The following is a 23232-nucleotide window of genomic DNA, read 5'->3' on the forward strand; positions in this document are numbered from 1 at the left end:
ATAGCCTTGCCCGTCTTATCCTTGGGGCCGATAACTGCCGTCACTAGGCGGTCGTATCAAGGCGCAAGGTCAATGTCTCAACGCGCCTCAGACTGAAAAGCCAAGGCGCGTTTTTTCTTATTACTCCTTTCACGTGAGGGGAGCGCAAAAAACGGAGAGTCGATATGGCAGGTCACAGTAAGTGGTCGAACATTAAACACCGTAAAGCCGCTCAAGACGCGAAGCGCGGTAAGATTTTCACCAAGCTTATCCGAGAAATTGTGGTGTCAACCAAAGAGGGTGGCCCCGAGGCGGAAACCAATCCACGCCTGCGTGCCGCGGTGGATAAAGCGCTGTCAAATAACATGACACGCGATACCATCAACCGTGCGATTTCACGCGGTGCGGGCGGCGAAGGTGACGAGAACATGGAAACCGTCATCTATGAAGGTTATGGCCCTGCGGGCACGGCGGTGATGGTGGAGTGCATGACCGATAACCGCAACCGTACTGTGTCAGGTGTGCGCCATGCGTTTTCAAAATCCGGTGGTAACCTGGGTACCGATGGCTCAGTCAGCTTCTTATTCGATAAAAAAGGGGTGATCACCTACCCATCCGGCCTTGAAGAAGATGCGGTGATGGAAGCGGCACTCGAAGGCGGCGCGGACGATGTGGTCACCTATCACGACGGTTCAATGGATGTGTACACCACCCCCAATGACTTTGGCTATGTAAAAGATGCCTTAGATAAAGCTGGGTTTGAAGCTGAGCGAGCAGAGGTGACTCAGGTGCCATCCACCAAAGCGGAGTTAGATGCAGACACGGCACCGAAGCTGCTGCGCTTGATCGATATGTTAGAAGACCTTGACGATGTGCAAGAAGTCTACCATAACGGTGATATCTCGGACGAAGTGGCAGCGAGTTTAAGCTAAATGGCAGTGATACTGGGGATTGACCCAGGTTCGCGGATCACCGGTTATGGGGTGATCCGCCAACATGGTCGGCATCTTGAATATCTCGGTAGTGGCTGTATTCGCACCGAGACAGACGACTTACCCGGTCGACTGAAACATATCTATGCAGGGGTGAGCGAAGTCATCACCCAGTTTCAACCGGATAATTTTGCCATTGAGCAAGTGTTTATGGCCCGTAACGCGGATTCAGCGCTTAAACTGGGGCAAGCGCGCGGCAGCGCCATTGTTGCGGCGGTAAACGCCGATTTACCGGTGTCTGAATATGCCGCGAGGCTTATCAAGCAAGCAGTGGTAGGGAAAGGCAGTGCGGATAAAAAGCAAGTCCAGCATATGGTCACCCACATGTTAAAGCTCAGTGCCACCCCGCAAGCCGATGCAGCCGATGCCCTCGCGGTTGCCATTTGCCATGCCCACACCAATCACACCCTCATCGCCATGGCCGGCAAAGCCAACGCCGCCCGCCGCGGCCGGTATCGATAAAAGCGCTTTTTGCTCTTGAATACAGAGCGCTTCGCTTACGGAGTACGGAAAGAGACGAGGCGCTTCGCTTCTAGAGACTAGAGACTAGAAACTGGATAAAGTAGATCATGCTCGCACTGAGGCTATTGCTTTTTCTGTACTCTGTATTCCGTCATCGGTATTCGGGATCTTGAACACAGAGCGCTTCGCTTACAGAATACGGGAAGAGCAGGAAGTAGTGCCTAGGTCCTAGGATCCTAGGCCCTAGGAACTTTTTCTACAGGGACAGACACGTTACGCTTTTCCGTAATCCGTAATCCGTAATCCGTAATCCGTAATCCGTAATCCGTATTCCGTAATCCGTAATCCGTAATCCGCCCGTCGTCAATTCGACTGGATATAGATCCAGTTATTCTTTATCCTTGGGGGCAAAGTAACAAACTGAGATGCGATTGTGATAGGCCGATTACAGGGAACCCTGATAGAAAAGCAACCTCCTGAGATTTTGATCGATGTGAACGGCGTCGGCTATGAAGTGAGCATGCCGATGAACTGTTTGTATCAATTGCCGGAGGTGGGTGAAACCGCTACCGTGTACACGCATTTTGTAGTGCGTGAAGATGCGCAACTTCTCTATGGTTTTAGCGGTAAACGTGAGCGAGCGCTGTTTCGGGAAGTGATCAAGGCCAATGGCGTGGGACCTAAACTGGGGTTAGCGATTTTATCGGGGATGACGGCTAACCACTTTGTCGACAGTGTCGAGCATAATGATGTCTCGACCTTGGTGAAAATCCCTGGCGTGGGCAAGAAAACCGCGGAACGTTTGGTGATTGAAATGCGCGACCGGCTTAAAAACTGGGAAGCGTTCGATCTCTTTACTCCGCACACGGATGCCGCGACGGCTGAGGGCGCAGCCCTGCGTGCAGCGCCAACCACGATTTCGTCTGCCGCGGATGAGGCGGTAAGCGCCTTGGTCGCACTGGGTTATAAAGCGGCGCAGGCGGAGAAAGTGGTTAAACAAATTGCAACTGATGACATGAGCAGCGAAGACGTGATCCGTCACGCGCTGCGTTCAATGGTGTAACCCATGATAGAAGCTGATCGTTTAATCTCGGCGCAAACCACCCCTGATCGGGAAGAAGAGGTGATCGACCGCGCGATTCGTCCTAAGTTATTGGAAGACTACCAGGGGCAAAATCACGTCCGTGATCAAATGGAAATCTTTATCCATGCTGCGCGTAAACGCCAAGAGGCGCTCGATCATCTGTTGATTTTTGGCCCGCCGGGTCTGGGTAAAACCACCTTGGCCAATATTGTTGCCAATGAAATGGACGTCAATATTCGCACTACGTCGGGCCCCGTGTTAGAAAAAGCCGGCGATCTGGCCGCCTTGCTCACCAACCTTGAGCCTCACGATGTATTATTTATTGATGAAATCCATCGCTTAAGCCCAGTGGTAGAAGAAGTCTTGTACCCGGCGATGGAAGATTATCAACTAGATATTATGATTGGTGAAGGGCCTGCCGCGCGCTCAATCAAAATCGATTTACCGCCGTTTACCCTGATTGGTGCCACCACCCGCGCCGGCTCGCTGACATCGCCCTTGCGTGACCGCTTTGGCATTACCCAGCGTTTAGAGTATTACAGCGTGGGGGATCTAACCGGTATCGTGAAACGCAGCGCCCATTGCTTGGCGTTATCAACCGATGAGGAAGGGGCGATGGAAGTGGCGCGCCGTTCTCGCGGTACGCCACGTATTGCTAACCGCTTACTCCGTCGTGTGCGTGATTATGCTGAAGTAAAAGGCACGGGTGACATCAGTGCTGACATTGCTCAGCGCGCGCTCGATATGCTTGATGTTGACAGCCAAGGGTTTGACTACATGGATCGCAAGCTACTCAATGCCATTATTGAGAAGTTTGATGGCGGGCCGGTGGGGCTTGATAACTTAGCGGCGGCGATTGGCGAAGAGAAAGACACCATCGAAGATGTGATTGAGCCTTATTTGATTCAACAAGGCTACCTGCAACGCACACCACGTGGCCGGATTGCCAGCCAGCGTGCCTATTTGCACTTTGGCTTTGATTTGCCGAAAACCTAGTCGGCTAAGACTGAGCGGAAAATCCTCGCAAACCTTAATCAAGATCAAGACGTTTTTTGCTAAAACAGCCCCATTGGCCGACAACCAATGGGGTTTTTTGATCTAGATTAAGGTTATGTAGCACGTGAACCCTTATCGTAACCCCATCTGCTAGCGGTTGCTGGTGACGAGACAATGAGAAGTGGCTTCCGTTAATGCCTCCGTCTCACCCAGTTTCTTCGCGGTTAATCACAGTTTTGTATCTTGGTTGGTTCGCCTTATTGTTTTTGCAGCCGAGTCGACAAACCGAGCAAAACGCGATTAACACCCCATTGTTGTACCTATAATATTAGTTATGCCTTAATTAGATAAAATTTAACTATAGAATAACCTTGGTGTTTCAACTGTGTAACATGCAAGCAGTCAATTAAGAAGTGTGTAGCTTTCCCCGCGCCAGCCAGTTGTTTTGACTGCCGTGTTGGGTGAGAGAGTAAAACGAGCGATACGCCAGTATCGGCACCGAAAACGGTGTAAAGGAGTGACCATGATTACCGATATCGTCGATTTATCGCGGCTGCAGTTTGCGCTGACCGCGATGTATCACTTCCTGTTTGTTCCTTTAACTCTGGGCATGGCATTTTTGCTGGCCATCATGGAATCGTTATACGTGATGACCGACAAGCAAATCTACAAAGACATGACCAAGTTTTGGGGCAAGCTTTTTGGAATTAACTTTGCGCTTGGGGTGGCCACTGGCCTCACCATGGAGTTTCAATTCGGAACCAACTGGGCCTACTATTCCCACTATGTCGGGGATATTTTTGGGGCCCCGCTTGCCATTGAAGGGCTGATGGCCTTCTTCCTTGAATCCACTTTTGTGGGCCTGTTCTTCTTTGGTTGGGATCGTCTCAGTAAGCGTCAACACTTGGTCACTACCTGGCTGGTGGCGTTAGGCTCTAACTTTTCCGCGCTATGGATTTTGGTGGCCAACGGCTGGATGCAAAACCCCGTGGGCTCAGAGTTTAACTTTGAAACCATGCGTATGGAGATGGTGAGCTTTGCTGATGTGGTCTTTAATCCCGTGGCACAGGTGAAGTTTGTTCACACCGTTGCTGCTGGCTATACCACAGGGGCGATGTTCATTCTGGGGATCAGCGCTTACTACCTGCTCAAAGGCCGTGATATTGCCTTTGCGCGTCGCTCGTTTGCGATTGCTGCCTCGTTTGGCATGGCGGCCATTTTATCGGTAATCATCTTAGGTGATGAGTCCGGGTACGAGCTGGGTGATGTACAAAAGGTCAAACTGGCAGCGATCGAGGCTGAGTGGCACACCGAAGAAGCGCCGGCGGCCTTCACCGTGGTGGGGCTGCCGAATCAAGAGACCATGCAGACCGATTATGCGATCAAAATCCCTTATGCGATGGGGATCATTGCCACGCGCTCACTGGATAAAGAAGTGACAGGCTTAAGCGATTTGATTGCTGAGCATGAAACCCGCATCCGCAATGGTATGCAGGCGTACGCATTGCTGGAAAAACTGCGTGCCGGCGAGAAATCACCGGAAACCAAAGCCGCGTTCAACGAAGTGAAAAACGACCTCGGTTATGGCCTGCTTCTTAAGCCGTATACCGACAAGGTGGTGGATGCGACTGAAGGGCAAATTCAGCAAGCCGCGCAAGACTCTATCCCGCAAGTGGCGCCTTTGTTCTGGAGCTTTAGGATCATGGTAGCGTGCGGCTTTGCGATGCTGTTTATTTTTGGCATGGCGTTCTGGCAAACCTGTCGCCAGCGTATCGATGAAAAGCCCTGGCTACTGAAGCTTGCGCTGATTGGTATTCCTCTGCCATGGATCGCCTGCGAAGCGGGTTGGTTTGTTGCCGAATACGGTCGCCAGCCTTGGGCGGTGGGGGAAATCCTCCCCGTGCACGTGGCCGCATCGAATCTGGCCGCTGGCGATATTATTTTCTCGATGGTGGCGATTTGCTCGCTCTACACCGTTTTCCTCGTCGCTGAGCTTTATCTGATGTTCAAGTTTGCCCGCCTTGGGCCCAGCAGCCTCAAAACCGGCCGCTACCATTTTGAACAAAAAGGCAATCCAGAAGCGGATTTCAGCCGCCAGATTGAAGCATAAGGAGAGAGAGCATGTTTGATTATGAAATGTTACGCCTGATCTGGTGGGTACTGATCGGTGTGTTGCTGATCGGCTTTACCGTCACTGATGGCTTTGACATGGGGGTGGGCGCCTTGCTCACCCTGATCGGCAAAACCGACAGCGAACGTCGGGTAATGATTAACGCTGTCGCGCCCCATTGGGAAGGAAACCAAGTCTGGTTAGTGACCGCAGGCGGGGCATTATTCGCCGCTTGGCCGTTGGTGTATGCGGTTTCCTTTTCTGGTTTTTATATCGCGATGGTGGTCACACTGGCGGCGCTTTTCTTCCGTCCCATGGGCTTTGACTATCGCTCAAAAATCGATGACCCACGCTGGCGCACCGCATGGGATTGGGGCTTGGTGCTGGGGGGCTTTGTACCACCGGTCATTTTCGGGGTCGCCTTTGGTAACCTCTTACAAGGGGTGCCGTTCCAGCTTAGCGATCTCTTGATCCCAACCTACACCGGTGGCTTTTTTGCACTGCTTAATCCCTTCGCACTGGTGTGTGGATTGGTGAGCCTGTTTATGGTGGTGTTGCAAGGCGCAACCTGGTTGCAACTAAAAACTACCGATGCGCTGCATGTACGCGCACGTAATGTCGCGCAACTGTGTGCATTATTGACCACTGTACTCTTTGTGGCAGCAGGCTTCTGGGTACAAAATATAGATGGCTTTGTGGTGGTCAGTGAGGCGGCGAACCAAGCAGCCTCTAACCCACTGGCGAAAGAGGTCGCGGTACAAAGCGGCGCTTGGATGCGTAACTATCAAGCGATGCCAATCCTCTGGTTAGCACCACTGGTCGGCGCTGTCATGCCATTGTTGGCACTGCTGGCGTCACGTCTTGAGCGCGGAGGTTGGGCTTTCTTGTTCTCGAGTTTAGCCGTGGCGGGCGTGATTTTGACCGCGGGTATCGCAATGTTCCCCTTTGTGATGCCATCGAGCACTTTCCCGGGTCACAGCTTGACCATGTGGGATGCCACCTCAAGCGAGCTAACCTTGTCGATCATGACCATCGTCGCGGCGGTGTTTGTGCCGATTATCTTGGCTTACACCCTGTGGTGCTACATTAAGATGTTTGGTCGTTTAGACGCGCAATATATTGAAGACAACACCCATACACTGTACTGATTAAGGAGCTTGCATATGTGGTATTTCACGTGGATTCTTGGTGTGCTGCTGGCATGCGCCTTTGGCATTATCAATGCCTTATGGTTGGAGCACACCGAAGCGATGGATCACGACAATGAGTGAGCGCCAACCTGCTCCCTTAGGCCAGCACTTTTCTGGCCTTTGGCGGCTGCTCTCATTGGCCAGTGCCCTGTGCTGGGGCGGCCAAGTAATGTGGGCGCCAGAAGCCTTTGCTCAGCGCATGGGCGGGGTGACGTTTCCGATGGGCGTGGGGCTGCTCTACGCGACCTGTGTCGGGGTGATCCATGCCGTCGGTTTCACGGCGCAAGGCAAATGGAGCCGGTGGCTCACCTGGCCGCCATTCGGGTGGGGCGTATCCCTTCTGTTGCTCGCCTTGATGTGGCTGCGCTAGTTGAGTTAGGCGCTCGGTGAGCAAGCGCAAAGTGACAAACGAATGACAAAGGCACCCGAGTGGTGCTTTTTTCATCACTCTAGCGTGAGTAATTGCGCGTTTTTTGCAGCACATCACTTCTCGACGGCTTGATGGGCGACCAATGCGCCAGCCGCGCTGTCTCAGCATTTCTATACATCCACAACTTAGGTATAGTAATTGCCTATCGTAAACCGATCATGGGTAAAGACATGACAGAATCAACGCCGTTTCGCTGGCCGATTCGTGTGTACTATGAAGACACAGACGCCGGGGGAGTGGTTTACCACGCCAATTATCTCAATTACTTTGAGCGGGCACGCACTGAACTGTTGCGTGAGATCGGTGTCAATCAACAAGCGCTCTTTGCCGATCGCACCGCCTTTGTTGTGCGCCACATGGATATTGACTTTCACCGCGGTGCACGGCTTGATGATGCACTGGAGGTTGTCACTACAGTGTCAGCCATGGGGCGCGCCAGCATGACCTTTTGTCAAAGCTTGGTGAATTCTGATCAAAAAGCATTGTGTGCGGCGACGGTTAAGATAGCCTGTGTCGACCCAACAACCATGAAACCCAAATCGATTCCAACACAGATTAAATCGGAGATGATGACGTGACCGCTGAACTTTCCATTCTCGACCTGTTTTTGCAAGCAAGCTTGCTTGTCAAGGTAGTGATGCTGATATTACTGGGTATGTCAGTGGTATCTTGGGCGATGATCATCAAGCGCTCCAAGGTCATGCAGCACGCGTTTAGCAAAGCTGAACGGTTTGAAGACAGATTTTGGTCTGGGATCGATCTTTCTCAACTATTCCAAGAAGTGCAAGCGCGCAAAGACAATTTGACGGGCAGCGAGAAAATTTTTTACGCCGGCTTTAAAGAATTCGCGCGTTTGCATCGTAGCAACGACAAAGTGCCCGACGCCGTGATGGAAGGGACTTCGCGGGCGATGCGCGTGTCGTTATCAAAGCAAGTGGAAGAGCTGGAAACCCATCTGCCATTTTTGGCGACGGTGGGGTCGATCAGCCCTTACATTGGCCTGTTTGGTACCGTATGGGGGATCATGCATGCCTTTATCGCCCTAGGCGCGGTGAAGCAGGCGACGTTGGCCATGGTCGCCCCCGGGATTGCTGAAGCCTTGGTGGCGACAGCCATGGGTCTGTTCGCTGCGATCCCAGCGGTCATGGCGTACAACCGTTTGACCGCCAAAGTCAGTAAGCTCGAGCATAACTACATGAACTTTATGGAAGAGTTCTCTAGCATTCTTCATCGTCAAGCGTTTGCGGCAACCCAGGAGTGATCCATGGCGTATCAACCTAAACGGCGCAAGATGACGGCGGAAATCAATGTCGTCCCCTACATTGATGTGATGCTGGTACTGCTGATTATCTTTATGGTGACCGCCCCATTTGTGACCCAGGGAGTGGATGTCGATCTGCCACAAACGGCACAAGCGAAAACCGCCGCAGAGCTGGCAGAAGAGGAAGACAGCGGCGCTTTTATCATTGTGGAAGTGGATAAAGACGGGCAATTAGGGCTCAGTGTCAATAATGGCGATATGACCCGCGGTTTGAGCTTGGAAGAAATTCTAGTACGCGTCAAAGCTGAGCTGCAGCTCAATCCTAAGTCCCCTGTGCTGGTGGGCGGCGATGGCCGGGTGCCCTATTCAGAAATCATCCTGACGCTTGATGCATTAAACCAAGCTGGCGTGTCGTCGGTGGGCTTAATGACAGAGCCTTACGAGTCGTAGGTGAGGGTGATGAACGAGCCAAGCGATAAACCAACCCATAAAAAATCAGGCAAAGACTCGCTGATGCCCGCGCTGGCAATATCTGCCGTGTTGCACCTGGTCTTAGTGATTGTACTGTTATGGGGGGCAGAATTTAGTTCTGACTCAACGCCAACCCCTAAAGCGGGTCGCGCGATTGATGCCACAGTGATAGATCCGGCCGTGGTTAATGCACAGGCGAAGAAAATTCGCGAGCAACGCGATCAGGCTAAACGCGAAGAAGCGGAGCGACTCAAACGGTTAGAGCAGCAAGCCAAGCAGCTCGAACAGCAGCGTGAGCAAGAAGAGCAGCGCCTTCGTGAAGTGAAGCGACAAAAGCTAGAAGCTGAGCGCCAAGCACGGGAAGAGCAAAAGCGAATTGCCGAGCAAAAGGCCAAAGCGCAAGAGCAGGCGCGTATTGCCAAGCAACAGGCCGAACAAGCCGAACGCGAACGTCAGCGTAAATTAGAAGAGAAGCGCAAAGCGGAACTCGCGGCGGAGAAAGCGGAAAAAGCACGGCAAGAAAAGCTCGCCGCGCAACGTAAAGCCGAGGAAGAAGCGAAAAAAGCCGAAGCCGAGCGACAGCGCAAGCTTGCCGAGCGTAAAAAAGCAGAAGAAGAGGCACGTAAAGCCGAACAAGCGCGCCAAGAGGCAGAGCGAAAAGCCCAGGAGGCGAAGCGACGACAACAAGAGCAAGAGGCGGCGCTGAACGATTTGTTCTCGGGCCTCGAGTCGGAAGCCAGCCAACGGCAAACCGCGCGCGGGCAATTTATTCAAGATGAAGTGGCGCGGTACGGCGCCATTTTTACACAAATGATCCAGCAACGGCTCATCGTCGATGATGGCTTAAGTGGGCAAGAGTGCGTGGTGAATATGCGCTTGTCACCGACCGGCCTGTTGCTTAATGTGGAAGAAAAGGCAGGCAATACGCGGCTGTGTCGCGCGACAAAAACCGCGGTGGCGTCTGTGTCTCAGTTTCCAATGCCGGAAGATGGCGACATTATTGCCAAACTACGTGATATTGAGTTGACCGTTAGACCTAACTAAACGACAGGATACCAAACATGATGGAAGTGAGCCCCTGCGGTGGCACAAGCAGTGTGACAAGCAAGAGTCAGGATCGTTTGCGAACATGGCGTATCGCCGCGGTTGTGATGCTTTTAGCCTGTCTGTCGATACTGACTCAACCGGCACATGCCGCGCTGAAATTGGTAATCACCGAAGGGGTGAATACCGCGCGCCCGATTGGCGTGATCCCGTTTCAATGGAAGGGACAAGGCGAATTGCCGGAAGATATTTCCGGCGTGGTCGGCTCCGATTTACGCCGCAGTGGTAAGTTCAACCCGCTGGCGGTCAGTGACATGCCGCAAACCCCATATAGTGATGCGGATGTAGATTACAACGCTTGGACCTCGCTGGGAGTGGATGCGGTGGTCACAGGCACCATTACTCCGACTTCGGACGGTCGCTATCAAATTGATTATCAGCTGATTGATATCGTTCGAGGGCAACTCACCGGCGGTGACAGCAAAGGCTTAGGCGCCGATGGCGAGTTGGTACAAACCGATGATCACTTACTCGTGAATAACCGCGCCACGGTCAAAGAGAGCGACCTGCGCCGCTATGCGCATCGCATTTCCAATATTGTCTATGAGCAGCTCACTGGCGAAAAGGGCGCGTTCTTAACTCGTATCGCTTATGTGGTGATTGATAAAGAAAACGACTACCCCTACCAGCTGCGTTTGTCAGACTATGACGGCTATAACGAGCGCTTGATCCTGCGTTCCAAACAGCCATTGATGTCGCCGTCTTGGTCACCGGATGGCCGACAGCTCGCCTATGTCAGCTTCGAAAATGGTCAGGCAGAAATCTTCATCATGAACATTTACACCGGCCAGCGCGAGAAAATTGCGTCATACCCTCGTCACAATGGATCGCCACAGTTTTCCCCTGATGGCAGCAAGTTAGCCTTGGTACTCTCCAAAACCGGTAGCTTGCAGGTGTATACCTTCGATTTGAACAGCAAAAAATTGACGCAAATTACCCACGGTCGTGCCAATAGCACCGAGCCATTTTGGGATCCTGATGGTAACTCGCTCATCTATACCTCTGACCGGGGTGGCAAACCACAGATTTATCGCGTAAATTTAGACGACGGAACTAGCCGACGGATCACGTGGCAAGGCAATCAGAACATGGGTGGGCAACTGACACCGGATGGCCGTCACTTGATTATGGTAAATCAATCATCGTCTGGCTACAACATTGCAAAGCAAGACTTAAACAGCGGGGCGGTGCAAATCCTAACCAAAACCTTGTTGGATGAGTCGCCAAGCATTGCGCCTAATGGCAGCATGGTGATTTACAGCTCGGTATATGGACGTAAGAATGTGTTGTCACTCGTCTCTGTAGACGGCCGCTTTAAAGCGCGGTTACCGGCAACTAACGGGCGCGTGCGTGCACCAGCCTGGTCACCTTACCTGTAGTTTTTTAATTTTAAACAACGTGCGCTAACTTTCTAGAAAAGGAAAATAGAATGCAAATCAATAAAGTACTGAAAGGTCTGGCGGTGGCACTGCCGATGTTTACTCTGGCTGCGTGTAGCTCACACGATAGCTCAACAGGCAGTGGTTCTGGCCAATCAACCAACCAAAACGGCACCACGGTTGTTTCTCCTGTTGACGGCCAAGGCTCAATGACAGAGCAACAAATTCGTAACCAAGAACTGCGTCAGTCGCAAACCGTTTACTTCAACTTTGACGACTCATCAGTACTGCCACAATACGAAGATATGCTGGATGCCCACGCCACTTACCTGCGTGCTAACCCAGCGATGGAAGTGGTCGTAGAAGGTCACGCTGACGAGCGCGGTACCCCTGAGTACAACATCGCACTGGGCGAGCGTCGTGCCGAAGCGGTTTCTAAGTACCTACAAGCGCTGGGCGTACCGGCGAGCCAGATCTCTATCGTGAGCTACGGTGAAGAAAAGCCGTTGGTGCTTGGCCAAAGCGAAGAAGCTTACGCCAAAAACCGTCGTGCGGTATTGGTATACTAATCCAGCCTTTTGGTAATGGATAAAGGATATGACAATGAACAGTAACTCTGTGCGAACCCTCGCGCTGGCGTTACTGGTGAGTGTGGCAGCCCCCGTGGCTGCCACACCTGCTCCGGTGACAGAAGTAGGGGCGGGCGGCACCGCCGTCGATCGCTTAGAGCGCATGCTCCAAGCACGTAACCAAATGCAGCTGGATATGCAGCGCCAGCTTGACCAAATGGCGCAAGAGCTGAGCAATTTACGCGGCAACGTTGAGCGTAACAGCTATGACATTCAACAAATGGTTGAACGTCAACGTGACCTATATCGAGAAATTGACACCCTAAGAACAGCCAAACAATCGGCCCCCGCAGAGCCAGAGAAAGCGCCAGAAGATAAGCCAGCGGTTAACTTCACCGCCGATCAAACCGAGAATGCAGCCTATGAAGCCGCAGTCAACCTGATCTTAAAAGAGAAAGATTACCAAGGCGCAACCAAGGCATTCAAAGCGTTCCTTTCAACATACCCAGAATCGGTATACACCGCTAATGCCCACTATTGGCTCGGCCAGCTTTATTTCTCCAAACGTAAGTTTGAACAAGCGAGCCAAGAATTTACGGCAGTGAGTGAGTTTGAAGACTCCAATAAACGCCCTGATGCCTTGCTGAAACTGGGTCTGATTGCACAAAAACAAGGTAACGGCGACCAAGCCAATCAATACTTTCAACAAGTGATTGATACCTACCCAGACTCAACCAGCGCCAAACAAGCCAAAAATGCGATGTAGGCAATAAGGTCCTAGGATCCTAGGGCCTAGGATCCTAGGAAAATGAATACAGAGCGCTTCGCTTACAGAGTACGGGAAAAGGCAACTCGTGCGCGCATTGTCCTTTTGCTCTTTCTATAGTCTGTACTCCGTTATCGGTAATCGGGGCTTTTGAATACAGAGCGCTTCGCTTACGGAATACGGGAAAAGCAAAATCTGGCACGATATGCTTTTTCCGTAATCCGTAATCCGTAATCCGTAATCCGTAATCCGTAATCTGTCGTCTAGGACTCTAGCTCTACTCGCGTTATACTACCCAGACTGGAAGTTCCGGACTGGAAGTAAGCATGAGTAATCCCATGAGCCAAGTGATTGAAACGTCGCAAAGGGTCTACCCCTTTCCGCCGAAACCTGTGGCATTGACTGACACTGAGAAAAAACAACACGTTGCGCGCATCAAACAATTGTTAGAAGAAAAAGACGCGGTACTTGTTGCTCACTATTACACGGATCCAGAGATCCAAGCCCTTGCCGAAGAAACCGGCGGATGTGTCGCTGATTCGTTGGAAATGGCTCGCTTTGGCAACCAACACTCAGCAAGTACCTTGATTGTCGCTGGTGTACGCTTTATGGGGGAAACTGCCAAAATTCTCACCCCAGAAAAAACCGTGCTAATGCCGACACTAAACGCGGAGTGCTCGTTAGACTTAGGCTGCCCAGCGGACGAATTTACCGCGTTTTGTGATGCCCATCCGGATCATACTGTGGTGGTATACGCCAACACCTCAGCCGCCGTCAAAGCGCGTGCCGACTGGGTGGTAACGTCGAGCATTGCGTTAGAAATTGTCGAACACCTAGACAGCCAAGATAAGCCGATTATCTGGGGCCCCGATCGCCACCTTGGTGCCTATATTGAGAAAGAAACCGGCGCGGATATGCTGCTATGGCAAGGTGAATGCGTGGTGCATGATGAATTTTCAGCTCAAGCGCTGGAAAAAATGAAGCATCTTTATCCTGATGCCGCGATTCTCGTTCACCCAGAATCGCCTGCCAGTGTAGTAAAAATGGCTGATGCCGTCGGCTCAACCAGCCAGCTGATTAAAGCGGCACAAACGCTGCCGAACGAAAAGCTGATTGTGGCCACGGATAAAGGCATTTTTTATAAGATGCAGCAAATGGTGCCGGAAAAAGAACTTGTCGAAGCCCCAACCGCCGGCGCGGGCGCGACCTGTCGAAGCTGTGCCCATTGCCCATGGATGGCGATGAACGGCCTCAAAGCGATAGAGAGCGCACTTGAAGTCGGTGGTGAAGAGCATGAGATCCACGTTGACGACAAGATGCGCGAAAAAGCGCTAATCCCGCTCAACCGCATGCTCAACTTTGCCGCTGAAATGAAGGGGTAACACCGTTCCTAGTTCCTAGGGCCTAGGATCCTAGGACCTAGGAACTAGGCACTGCTTTCTGCTCTTCCCGTACTCCGTAAGCGAAGCGCTCTGTATTCATTTTCCTAGGGCCTAGGATCTAGGGCCCTGCTTTTATGCCCCTTCCTGATCCTCCGCCAACGCCGCGCCGTGGAGGGTTAAACCACACAACATGGTAGGCATGGCGTTAAAGATTTCCTCAAACTGTGCCAGCTCTTCCGCGCCTTGCGCTTCCATGGTGGAAAGCGCGGTTTCTGGGTCGTAAAGCAAGCTAATAGACAGCACTACGCCACCGAGTAGGGCATTACCATCAGTGTTTTCCGGCATCAGCGTTTCCCAGTCATCACGGGTCAGGCTCCAGCCTTGCAACAATCCTTCGGCGAAATCGCGCGTCGCTTGGTTGACAATTTCAGCGTCATCCAGCAAACAGCCTTCCGGCCATTGCCAAGTTTTCTCCAACAACTGTTGGCGCTGTTCATTCCAAATATCCACAATCAGATTGGCGTACTGCTCAAACTGCTCATGGCTCTCAAACGGCGCTTGTTCCTCGCCACCCCACATCACAGGAAGCCACTCGCTAGGGCTAATAACATGAGGAGCGGCCGCCATCGCGGTGACCACACCACGGGTTTGCATGTCATTAAGTAGCTGGCTGCTATCGGCATGTTGGGAGAGAAAATCTGATAATTTCATAACACTCTTAATTTGCATTTTGGTCTATGGCAAGAGTTTAACAGCTTTCAGGTGTGGTTGCTTCCATCGCACATCAGTCGTTGCTCAACACGTTGACGACTGAATCGGGGTGGTTAACTCAGTTTTTCCAGACATAGTGATGCTTTTGGTGATGGAATAGCCATTTAAACCCAAAGCCATCACCAACCGCTTGACCGCAAAGCGGCAACTCTCTATAGTACGCCCCGTTAACGCGACAGCGGGTAAGTCAATCACCCATAATAAGTAGCTCGCGTAACACACAATATGGTGAGGTGTCCGAGTGGCTGAAGGAGCACGCCTGGAAAGCGTGTATACGGCAACGTATCGAGGGTTCGAATCCCTCTCTCACCGCCATTATTAAAAAACCGCCCTCGTGGCGGTTTTTTGCTATCTATCGCTCACCAAACGATGATCTCAAACCCCTTTCACCCTCACAGCCATTGCCCAAGTTGCTTTTATCCCTTATCCAAAAACGCTAACCTAGCCGCAGTGGACAACCAAATAGATCCGGCTCACTTTTTGCATCGCCCACGCCATCACGCATTCAAAGGCAAACACTTGCCGTTAGATTGGCACCAAGACCCAAAGAGTATCAACCATGTTTAACAAACAGCTTTTAGCGATTCTTATCCCTTTAACCTTATCCGGCTGCGGCGGCGGCAGTGACGACGGCGGCAGCAGCCAGCCCAAGCCAAAGCCTAAGTATACCTTTGACTTCGCACAATTTTATACCGAGGCAAGCGCTGGTAATTGCTCAGTTTTTGGGAAAAGAATGGCAGGAGGGGAAGAGTTAAGCGTACTGGCTAACACGGATGTTAGCTTGAGCTTAGATCGTGACAAACTGCTTATTCAATATGCTGATGGAGTAGTAAAAGAAGAAGTACCATTGGATGGTAGTCGGCAACAAATAAACCAAACAGATGTGCCAAAAGGTGGTTACGTTACTTTTTATATTGAATTGTTGGATAAATATTTTGCAACATCCATCCAAAGAAAATACTTAAAATCGAATGGTATAAATTGGTTAGGGTATGAGAAAGTGGATGCGCCAAATAACCCTCGTTGTGTAACGGGGAAAAATGCGCCTGATGCCAACCCATATACTGGTATCGATATTAAAACGGCTGACCCTTCTGATATAAAAGGTGTAGTCACATCAGACAAAAGAAAGCTGACTGAAAACGGTTCAAAGGATATTGATATACAATCACGTTTTTCTCATGCTTTAGCGGTCGCCTATCAATACGGTAATGGTGAAAATGATAGTAACTTGACGCCAGACGAGGATGGGTACGTTTCTGATGCTGATTTAGATACTCCTCGTGAAATCACTGAATATAAATTCTTTGATTTAGCGAATAATACTGAAGTGGAACTTGATCCTCTTTCCGAAATGGGTAACTGGACAGCTCCTGCAAATACCTACGACTTAACCTCTGCCGCCCTTTATGTTGACTACCAGCAAACGCCTTATATTTGGCAAAACTTGCCCCACAGTGCCAGTGAGATCATTGACTACCGCTATGATGCCGATAACGACAACCTGTCGTACTATTTAACCGCCGAAGGAACAGTTAAAGCGTCAAGTAGTCCAAGCGATGAGTGGCAACTGAGTGCGGCGAGACAGGTTTCAGCATTAGATTTGGCTGAAGATTTGAATAACGACACCTTAGATTCGGATAACGCTATTAGCGTTCCTGAAAAGCGCACGTCCGTAGAAATTAACAACGATGTGTTAACAGCCTATGGCAACGGCGCTGGCGTCCAATCGGGGATCCAACGAATTGCCTACCAAGCCACAGGCGGCTCGACTACAGTCACACACGTTATCTACGCAGAAGCAGATGCAGAGCAAACTATTCCGATGTTTGATGACAACAATGTTAATGTCGTTATAAATAATGCGGGTACATTATCTAACTATGACATCAGCGTGATGTACACAGAAAACGAACAAGCTTTGGCAGCGCTAATGGCAGAACACACCAATCCAAGTATTACTGATAATAGTGACCTAAGTGTGGATCCATTGCCCGTGCTCTTGACCACTTACGAGAGAGAGCAACTGGCTCGAAAAAAGAAAATCATCGATCACTATCAAATATCGACGAGTAATCCTTAGGATCTAGAGCCTTTCTTGCTCTTTTCCGTTATCTGTAAGCGAAGCGCTCCGTATTCAATTTCCCGAATGCGGAGTACAGAAAGAGCAAGAACCCTTATGTGCTCACGGTCTGCTTTTTCCGTAATCCGTAACCGCAGCACTCTGTATTCAAGATCCCGAATACTGATTACGGAATACGGAATACAGAAAGAGCAAGAACCCTTATGCGCGCACGGTCTGCTTTTTCCGTCATCTGTAAGCGAAGCGCTCTGTATTCAAGATCCCGAATACTGATTACGGAATACAGAGTACGGAAAGAGCAAAGGCCCCGATGCGAGCACGAGGCTGCTTTTTCCGTATTCCGTATTCCGTAATCTTTTCCCTAGCCCCCCCACGTGATACCATTTTTCCAGACATTACTTAAGGAAAACCAATGAAAATTGCAGTTGCTGGAACAGGTTACGTCGGCCTGTCAAACGCCATGCTACTGGCGCAACATAATGAAGTGGTCGCACTCGACATCGTGGAAGAAAAGGTCAACCTGCTTAACAACCAACAATCACCGATTGTTGATGCCGAAATCGAGCAATTTCTCGCCGAAAAGCCACTCAACTTTACCGCGACGCTCGACAAAGAAAAGGCCTACCAGAGCGCGGACTTTGTGGTAATTGCCACCCCCACTGATTACGATCCCGAAACCAACTACTTTAATACCCGTTCAGTCGAGGCGGTGATTAAAGATGTGATGGCGATTAACCCAGAGGCGGTGATGGTGATTAAATCGACGGTACCCGTGGGTTACACGGAAAAAATCAAGCAGCAAATGGGTTGTGAGAATATCCTCTTCTCCCCTGAGTTTTTACGCGAAGGCAAAGCGCTTTACGACAACTTATATCCATCACGAATCATTGTCGGCGAACAATCCGAGCGCGCGCGCCAATTTGCCACCTTGTTGCAACAAGGCGCAGTTAAATCAGGTATTTCCGTTTTGTTCACCCATTCCACCGAAGCGGAAGCGGTAAAGCTGTTCTCCAACACCTACCTGGCAATGCGCGTGGCCTACTTTAACGAGCTGGATAGCTACGCTGAATCCCACGGTTTGGACGCGCGTCAGATCATCGAAGGGGTAGGGCTAGACCCACGGATTGGCGATCACTACAACAACCCTTCGTTTGGCTATGGCGGCTATTGCCTACCGAAAGACACCCGCCAATTGTTGGCCAACTACCAAGACGTGCCTAACAACATTATTCAAGCCATTGTTGATGCCAACACCACCCGCAAAGACTTTATCGCTAATGCAATCATCAAGCGCGAGCCTAAAGTCGTCGGCGTCTATCGTTTGGTGATGAAATCCGGCTCAGACAACTTCCGCGCTTCAGCCATCCAAGGGATCATGAAGCGGATTAAAGCCAAAGGCATTGAAGTGGTAGTGTACGAGCCCGTGCTTGAAGAAGATACCTTCTTTAACTCTGAAGTCATCAAAGACTTGGACACCTTCAAACAACGCGCCGATGTGATTGTCGCCAACCGTATGGTTGACGAGATCCGCGATGTAGAAAGCAAAGTCTACACCCGCGACTTATTCGGCGCAGATTGAGGGAAAAACCACAGTACGGGCTCGGTCTGCTCTTTTCCGTACTCCGTAAGCGCAGCGCTCTGTATTCCAATTCCCGAATACCGATGACGGAATACAGAGTACGGAAAGAGCAAGAGCCCCAATGCCCGCGCAGTGTGCTCTTTCCCGTACTCCGTAAGCGCAGCGCTCCGTATTCCCATTCCCGAATACCGATGACGGAATACAGAGTACGGAAAGAGCAAAGGCCCCGATGCGAGCACGAGGCTGCTTTTTCTAATCTCTTTCCGCCTTCTCCCTCGCAAAATCCCCCAAACACCATACAACGCAACGACCGACCTCGCTTATCCTCACCCGCACATTCATAACCGGTGGATGATGCCATGTTATTTATTACCAGCCGTATACCCGAACAAGGCTCGCACAGTGAGGCTGGCCGCTGGCTCAGCTTTGATAACCAAAACACCGATATCTCAAAGTGGGTGTATTTTTGCCAACGCGCCGGGCAGGGTGAATACAAAGAGATCACCGCTGCGCCATTTATGGCCAAGCTGAAAGCCTTACCCACGCATACCCAAATACTCTTTTTGCTTCATGGTTATAACAACCAAATGGAAAGCCATATTTTCCCGATGGCGCAGATCTTACAACACCAATTTGATCGCCTGTCACCCAACGCCATACTGGTGGTGCCGATTATCTGGCCGTGTGATGACGATAGCCGGCTCGGCGCGATTGATGATTACTGGGACGACCAACTCGCTGCCACCGCGTCCGGCTTAGCGTTTAGTCGTTTACTGGCGATGTTTGATGACTGGCGCCGCGCCCCCGAGCAACAAACCACCCCGTGCAAACGGCGCATGAACGTACTCGCGCACTCCATGGGGAATCGCGTGCTCATCAGCACCTTTCACCATTGGCACCAACATGCTGGACTCGACACCATGCCAAAATGGTTTCGGCATATCTTTATGATGGCCGCCGATGTTGATAACCAAGCCCTAGAGCCGCGCCAACCGGGCAGGGCAGTGCTGGATGCCGCCAAACAAGTACATATTTACTATGCCGCCGACGATTTAGCCATGGCCGCGTCAAAAGTGGTGAACGTCCGTCACCGCACGGTCACCCGCCGCCTAGGCATGACCGGCCCTGAAAACCTCGACGCGCTTCCCGCTAACAAAGTGACGGTAACCGACTGCGACGCGTTTAATGATCACTTCGATCCCAACTGGGGACACACATACTTTCTCACCGACGACAACAACCACCCAAGCCCATTGATAGGACAGATGATGGATAAGATGATAAGAGATTGAATACGGAATACAGAATACGGAAAGAGCATAGAGCCTCAATGCGAGCACCGGCTTCTCTTTTCCGTACTCTGTAAGCGAAGCGCTCCGTATTCAAGATCCCGAATACAGATGACTGAATACAGAGTACAGAAAGAGCAAGAACCCGGATGCGAGTACGAGGCTGCTTTTTCTAGTCTCTAGTTTCTCGAAGCGAAGCGTCTAGTCTCTTTCGGTATTCCGTATTCTGTAATCTTTCCCTAGGACCTAGGACCCTAGGCCCTTCCCAACAAGGACGTAACCATGCCCAACACTTCACCCAACACCTCACTAAACACCTCACTAAACACCGACACCCTCACTGTCACCCACCATGGTGGCTATCAAACCGTGACGGGCTCGTGTCACCAAGTAGATATAAAAACAAGCGGCTTACGTTTGTTGATTGACTGCGGCCAATACCAAGGTGATGACGCGCGAGAGGCGAGGGTGAACCTCAACGGCAAACGCATTGACGCGCTGATCCTCACGCATGCCCATATCGACCACTGCGGTTTGCTGCCTTGGCTATTGGCGGCTGGCTTTAATGGCCCCATTTATTGCACCGAAGCCACCGCCGCTTTGGTGCCGCTATTGATTGATGACACCTTAAAATTGCAACTTAATATGGATTATGGTCATCGTCAGCGGGTAATCGAACGTATCCGCCAGTTAACAGTGACATTGCCTTACAACAGCTGGCACCGGCTAAAGCCCAAGCAAAAAGGGCAGCCAGCGACCTACTTGCGCTTGCAACCGGCGGGGCATATTTTGGGCTCGGCCTATGTTGAATTAAAACTGCCCGACGAGCAGCGCGTAGTGTTCTCGGGGGATTTAGGGCCTAGTAATACGCCATTGTTGCCCGATCCAACTCCGCCAAGCCGTGCCGATATCTTATTTTTAGAGTCCACCTACGGCGATAAAACCCATGAGTCCGTCGCCACGCGCGCCCAGCGGCTCGAGGCGATTATTCAACGGTCACTCGAAGACGGTGGCGCGATATTGATCCCCGCGTTCAGTGTCGGTCGCACCCAAGAGCTATTGTTTGATATTGAGCAGCTGATTCACCAAAAGCAGCTTGATGATACGCTCCCTATCATTCTCGACTCTCCCATGGCGCAAAAGGTGACGCGTCACTATCGCCAGTTTAAAAAGCTGTGGAGCAAAGAGGCAAAAACCAAACTGAACCAACACCGCCACCCGCTAGCCTTTGAGCAGTGCATCACGATTGATGAACACAGCCAGCACATAGCACTGGTGAACCGCCTAAAACAAACCGGCGAGCCGGCCATTGTGGTCGCCGCCTCCGGCATGTGCCAAGGTGGGCGCATCATGAACTACCTTACCGCATTACTTGAAGACAAACGCACCGACGTGATCTTTGCCGGCTACCAAGCCCAACAAACCCTTGGCCGCGATATTCAGCAAGGCAACCAACAAGTGTGGATAGATAACACCCCAGTCACGGTCAACGCGCAAATCCACACAATCTCCGGCTACTCCGCCCACGCCGACCAAAATGACCTGGTCAACTTCGTGCAAGGCATCCAACCGCCCCCCAAGCAGATCCACTTAATCCATGGCGAGCCGGATAGTCAACGGGAATTAGCTGCTCTTCTCCGTAATCCGTAAGCGAAGCGCTCCGTACTCTAATTCCCGAATACCGATGACGGAATACAGAGTACGGAAAGAGCAAAGGCCCGGATGCGGCCACGAGGCTGCTTGGGCGCCTGTCACGATCAATGCCAATATTTGACCGCCAATGTCGGATGGCGCGCAGGGCAGTTCCTAGGACCTAGGATCCTAGGCCCTAGGAACTTTAGCTACCAGAACTGGCACGATACGCTTTTTCCGTATTCCGTAAGCGAAGCGATCCGTATTCCCATTCCTGATAACAGAATACAGAAAAGAGCAGATGTACCACCATGACGATCTTTCCCTTAATCTTTCCGCCTAAAAACCCACCACACCACCTGCGTAACCTCGACTTTTCGCCACTAAGCCTTTTGTCCACAAAAGTTAGCAGGTAAACTCAAAACCCATTAAAATGTACCGACTGTGCGCCTTGCACAGCCACACAAACTCAAGTTATGCGCACAGGGGAAGCGACACCTCATGGCGGTAGCGTGGGCGATTGCTGAGTAGAATTTACTCATTGTAAATGACAACTGTTTTGGATAACACAATAGTTACGCCGAACCAAAGCTGTAACGCCTTACCAAACGGGAAGTGTTTAGAGCGCTGGATGGCGGCTGGGAGATAAAGCATTGGGTATAGCTAAGGACAAAAAAATCCGCATTGCCGTTGTCGGTTGTGGCCGGATCTCAAAAAATCATTTTGGCTCGATTGAGCAGCTAAGCGACGAATACGAGCTAGTTGCAATATGTGATAACAACCTGAATGTTTTGGCTGAGCACCAAGAGAAATACCAAGTACCCGGTTATTTGTCGTTTGACGAATTGCTTGAAAAGGAAAGCCTTGACCTTGTTACGCTATGCACACCATCAGGTATCCATGCTGCACACACCATTAAAGCGGCAAAAGCAGGCATCAATGTAGTAACCGAAAAGCCCATGGCAACCAAATGGGAAGACGGCTTGGCGATGACAAAAGCTTGCGAAGAGGCTGGTGTGCAGCTTTTTGTGGTGAAGCAGAACCGTCGTAATTCGACGCTGCAACTATTAAAACGTGCTATCGACGAGAAACGTTTTGGTGCCATTCATATGGTACACCTCAACGTTTTCTGGACGCGTCCGCAAGAATACTATGATCGCGCAAAATGGTCAGGCACCTGGCATATGGACGGCGGCGCTTTTATGAATCAAGCGACGCATTATGTTGATTTGTTGCATTGGTTAGTCGGCTCGGTTGAAGAAGTGCATGCAATGCTCTCAACCCATCGTAATATCGAAGTCGAAGACACTGGCGTAGTTAACATCAAATGGCGTAACGGCGCGCTCGGCTCAATGGCCGTAACTATGTGCACTTACCCTAAAAATTTAGAAGGCTCAATCACGATATTGGGCGAAAAAGGCACGGTGCGCATTGGCGGAGTTGCAATTAATGACATTCAAGAATGGCAGTTTGAAGAAGCTAAAGACTATGACGCCGAGATTGAGCAAGCGAACTACCAAACCAGTTCTGTGTACGGATTTGGTCACCCGCCGTATTTTCAAAATGTCGCTGATACTTTAAAAGGCCGCGCAGAAGCAGAAACCGATGGCCGTGAGGGCCTTAAATCGCTTGAGCTATTGACTGCTATTTACCGCTCTGGTCGTGATAAGTCGACCGTTGGCCTGCCACTGAATTTATAACAG

22 protein-coding genes and 1 tRNA gene are annotated in these 23232 nt (G+C 51.0%); 22 read left to right on the forward strand and 1 reads right to left on the reverse strand.

Annotated elements, in window-relative coordinates:
- Positions 1-164: 164 nt before the first annotated feature.
- From EHW58_RS07700 to nadA, 16 genes are all read left to right on the forward strand, one after another.
- The gene (locus EHW58_RS07700) at positions 165-911 is read left to right on the forward strand and encodes a YebC/PmpR family DNA-binding transcriptional regulator (protein WP_152795759.1); all 747 of its coding nucleotides are present in this window, start codon (positions 165-167) and stop codon (positions 909-911) included.
- Complete coding sequence (gene ruvC, locus EHW58_RS07705) at positions 912-1433, forward strand: crossover junction endodeoxyribonuclease RuvC (RefSeq protein WP_046075360.1); 522 nt, start codon at positions 912-914, stop codon at positions 1431-1433.
- 433 nt (positions 1434-1866) lie between these two features.
- On the forward strand, positions 1867-2496 hold the full coding sequence (gene ruvA, locus EHW58_RS07710) for a Holliday junction branch migration protein RuvA (protein ID WP_046075361.1): 630 nt from the start codon (positions 1867-1869) through the stop codon (positions 2494-2496).
- A gap of 3 nt (positions 2497-2499) precedes the next feature.
- On the forward strand, positions 2500-3513 hold the full coding sequence (ruvB, locus tag EHW58_RS07715; protein WP_046075362.1) for a Holliday junction branch migration DNA helicase RuvB: 1014 nt from the start codon (positions 2500-2502) through the stop codon (positions 3511-3513).
- 526 nt (positions 3514-4039) lie between these two features.
- Complete coding sequence (gene cydA, locus EHW58_RS07720; RefSeq protein WP_172970023.1) at positions 4040-5623, forward strand: cytochrome ubiquinol oxidase subunit I; 1584 nt, start codon at positions 4040-4042, stop codon at positions 5621-5623.
- An 11-nt stretch (positions 5624-5634) separates the two neighbouring features.
- Complete coding sequence (cydB, locus tag EHW58_RS07725) at positions 5635-6771, forward strand: cytochrome d ubiquinol oxidase subunit II (RefSeq protein WP_152795763.1); 1137 nt, start codon at positions 5635-5637, stop codon at positions 6769-6771.
- A 15-nt stretch (positions 6772-6786) separates the two neighbouring features.
- Positions 6787-6894 carry a cytochrome bd-I oxidase subunit CydX gene (gene cydX / locus EHW58_RS07730; RefSeq protein ID WP_021024361.1) on the forward strand — a complete coding sequence of 36 codons (108 nt, stop codon included), beginning with the start codon at positions 6787-6789 and terminating at the stop codon, positions 6892-6894.
- Positions 6887-7183 (forward strand): cyd operon YbgE family protein, encoded by a 297-nt coding sequence (locus EHW58_RS07735; protein ID WP_158010012.1) that lies wholly within the window; start codon positions 6887-6889, stop codon positions 7181-7183. The genes cydX and EHW58_RS07735 overlap by 8 nt, the downstream gene beginning before the upstream one ends.
- A 230-nt stretch (positions 7184-7413) precedes the next feature.
- Positions 7414-7821: a tol-pal system-associated acyl-CoA thioesterase gene (ybgC, locus tag EHW58_RS07740; RefSeq protein WP_046075472.1), complete on the forward strand. Its 408-nt coding sequence runs from the start codon at positions 7414-7416 to the stop codon at positions 7819-7821.
- On the forward strand, positions 7818-8504 hold the full coding sequence (gene tolQ, locus EHW58_RS07745) for a protein TolQ (RefSeq protein WP_077606951.1): 687 nt from the start codon (positions 7818-7820) through the stop codon (positions 8502-8504). Before ybgC ends, tolQ begins: the two co-directional genes overlap by 4 nt.
- A gap of 3 nt (positions 8505-8507) precedes the next feature.
- Positions 8508-8954 (forward strand): protein TolR, encoded by a 447-nt coding sequence (tolR, locus tag EHW58_RS07750; RefSeq protein WP_046075367.1) that lies wholly within the window; start codon positions 8508-8510, stop codon positions 8952-8954.
- Between the two features lie 9 nt (positions 8955-8963).
- Positions 8964-10019: a cell envelope integrity protein TolA gene (tolA, locus tag EHW58_RS07755; protein WP_370517146.1), complete on the forward strand. Its 1056-nt coding sequence runs from the start codon at positions 8964-8966 to the stop codon at positions 10017-10019.
- 107 nt (positions 10020-10126) lie between these two features.
- Positions 10127-11458, forward strand: a complete 1332-nt coding sequence (tolB, locus tag EHW58_RS07760) for a Tol-Pal system beta propeller repeat protein TolB (protein WP_077578154.1) — start codon at positions 10127-10129, stop codon at positions 11456-11458.
- A gap of 50 nt (positions 11459-11508) precedes the next feature.
- On the forward strand, positions 11509-12027 hold the full coding sequence (gene pal / locus EHW58_RS07765) for a peptidoglycan-associated lipoprotein Pal (protein ID WP_069361240.1): 519 nt from the start codon (positions 11509-11511) through the stop codon (positions 12025-12027).
- A 34-nt stretch (positions 12028-12061) separates the two neighbouring features.
- On the forward strand, positions 12062-12793 hold the full coding sequence (gene ybgF, locus EHW58_RS07770; RefSeq protein ID WP_077578113.1) for a tol-pal system protein YbgF: 732 nt from the start codon (positions 12062-12064) through the stop codon (positions 12791-12793).
- A gap of 338 nt (positions 12794-13131) precedes the next feature.
- Entirely contained in the window at positions 13132-14175 is a 1044-nt protein-coding gene (gene nadA / locus EHW58_RS07775) for a quinolinate synthase NadA (protein WP_152795832.1), read from the forward strand.
- A 132-nt stretch (positions 14176-14307) separates the two neighbouring features.
- Here nadA and EHW58_RS07780 read toward each other — a convergent pair whose 3' ends face one another.
- Complete coding sequence (locus tag EHW58_RS07780) at positions 14308-14886, reverse strand: UPF0149 family protein (protein ID WP_152795765.1); 579 nt, start codon at positions 14884-14886, stop codon at positions 14308-14310.
- 287 nt (positions 14887-15173) lie between these two features.
- Between EHW58_RS07780 and EHW58_RS07785 the strand changes: the two genes are divergently transcribed.
- The 6 genes from EHW58_RS07785 to EHW58_RS07810 all read left to right on the forward strand — a co-directional run bounded on the left by EHW58_RS07785 (position 15174) and on the right by EHW58_RS07810 (position 23229).
- Positions 15174-15261: transfer RNA gene (locus EHW58_RS07785), tRNA-Ser, on the forward strand.
- A gap of 244 nt (positions 15262-15505) precedes the next feature.
- Positions 15506-17029 (forward strand): hypothetical protein, encoded by a 1524-nt coding sequence (locus EHW58_RS07790; protein ID WP_152795767.1) that lies wholly within the window; start codon positions 15506-15508, stop codon positions 17027-17029.
- A 412-nt stretch (positions 17030-17441) separates the two neighbouring features.
- A complete protein-coding gene (locus EHW58_RS07795) occupies positions 17442-18608 on the forward strand; it encodes a nucleotide sugar dehydrogenase (RefSeq protein ID WP_152795769.1) in 1167 nt (388 codons plus the stop codon).
- Positions 18609-18967: 359 nt separating this feature from the next.
- Positions 18968-19900 carry an alpha/beta hydrolase gene (locus EHW58_RS07800; protein WP_152795771.1) on the forward strand — a complete coding sequence of 311 codons (933 nt, stop codon included), beginning with the start codon at positions 18968-18970 and terminating at the stop codon, positions 19898-19900.
- Positions 19901-20179: 279 nt separating this feature from the next.
- Complete coding sequence (locus tag EHW58_RS07805) at positions 20180-21547, forward strand: MBL fold metallo-hydrolase RNA specificity domain-containing protein (protein WP_152795773.1); 1368 nt, start codon at positions 20180-20182, stop codon at positions 21545-21547.
- Positions 21548-22188: 641 nt separating this feature from the next.
- Complete coding sequence (locus tag EHW58_RS07810; RefSeq protein ID WP_172970022.1) at positions 22189-23229, forward strand: Gfo/Idh/MocA family protein; 1041 nt, start codon at positions 22189-22191, stop codon at positions 23227-23229.
- Positions 23230-23232 lie beyond the last annotated feature (3 nt).

The organism is Salinivibrio sp. VYel1, assembly GCF_009377945.1.
GTDB lineage: Bacteria > Pseudomonadota > Gammaproteobacteria > Enterobacterales > Vibrionaceae > Salinivibrio > Salinivibrio siamensis.

Bases quoted from the DNA above. Each gene is read 5' to 3' on its own strand.
- EHW58_RS07700 (WP_152795759.1), top strand. From the start codon at position 165: ATGGCAGGTCACAGTAAGTGGTCGAACATTAAACACCGTAAAGCCGCT.
- ruvC (WP_046075360.1), top strand. From the start codon at position 912: ATGGCAGTGATACTGGGGATTGACCCAGGTTCGCGGATCACCGGTTAT.
- ruvB (WP_046075362.1), top strand. From the start codon at position 2,500: ATGATAGAAGCTGATCGTTTAATCTCGGCGCAAACCACCCCTGATCGG.
- cydB (WP_152795763.1), top strand. From the start codon at position 5,635: ATGTTTGATTATGAAATGTTACGCCTGATCTGGTGGGTACTGATCGGT.
- cydX (WP_021024361.1), top strand. From the start codon at position 6,787: ATGTGGTATTTCACGTGGATTCTTGGTGTGCTGCTGGCATGCGCCTTT.
- EHW58_RS07735 (WP_158010012.1), top strand. From the start codon at position 6,887: ATGAGTGAGCGCCAACCTGCTCCCTTAGGCCAGCACTTTTCTGGCCTT.
- ybgC (WP_046075472.1), top strand. From the start codon at position 7,414: ATGACAGAATCAACGCCGTTTCGCTGGCCGATTCGTGTGTACTATGAA.
- tolR (WP_046075367.1), top strand. From the start codon at position 8,508: ATGGCGTATCAACCTAAACGGCGCAAGATGACGGCGGAAATCAATGTC.
- tolA (WP_370517146.1), top strand. From the start codon at position 8,964: ATGAACGAGCCAAGCGATAAACCAACCCATAAAAAATCAGGCAAAGAC.
- tolB (WP_077578154.1), top strand. From the start codon at position 10,127: ATGCTTTTAGCCTGTCTGTCGATACTGACTCAACCGGCACATGCCGCG.
- pal (WP_069361240.1), top strand. From the start codon at position 11,509: ATGCAAATCAATAAAGTACTGAAAGGTCTGGCGGTGGCACTGCCGATG.
- ybgF (WP_077578113.1), top strand. From the start codon at position 12,062: ATGAACAGTAACTCTGTGCGAACCCTCGCGCTGGCGTTACTGGTGAGT.
- nadA (WP_152795832.1), top strand. From the start codon at position 13,132: ATGAGCCAAGTGATTGAAACGTCGCAAAGGGTCTACCCCTTTCCGCCG.
- EHW58_RS07780 (WP_152795765.1), bottom strand. From the start codon at position 14,886: ATGAAATTATCAGATTTTCTCTCCCAACATGCCGATAGCAGCCAGCTA.
- EHW58_RS07790 (WP_152795767.1), top strand. From the start codon at position 15,506: ATGTTTAACAAACAGCTTTTAGCGATTCTTATCCCTTTAACCTTATCC.
- EHW58_RS07795 (WP_152795769.1), top strand. From the start codon at position 17,442: ATGAAAATTGCAGTTGCTGGAACAGGTTACGTCGGCCTGTCAAACGCC.
- EHW58_RS07800 (WP_152795771.1), top strand. From the start codon at position 18,968: ATGTTATTTATTACCAGCCGTATACCCGAACAAGGCTCGCACAGTGAG.
- EHW58_RS07805 (WP_152795773.1), top strand. From the start codon at position 20,180: ATGCCCAACACTTCACCCAACACCTCACTAAACACCTCACTAAACACC.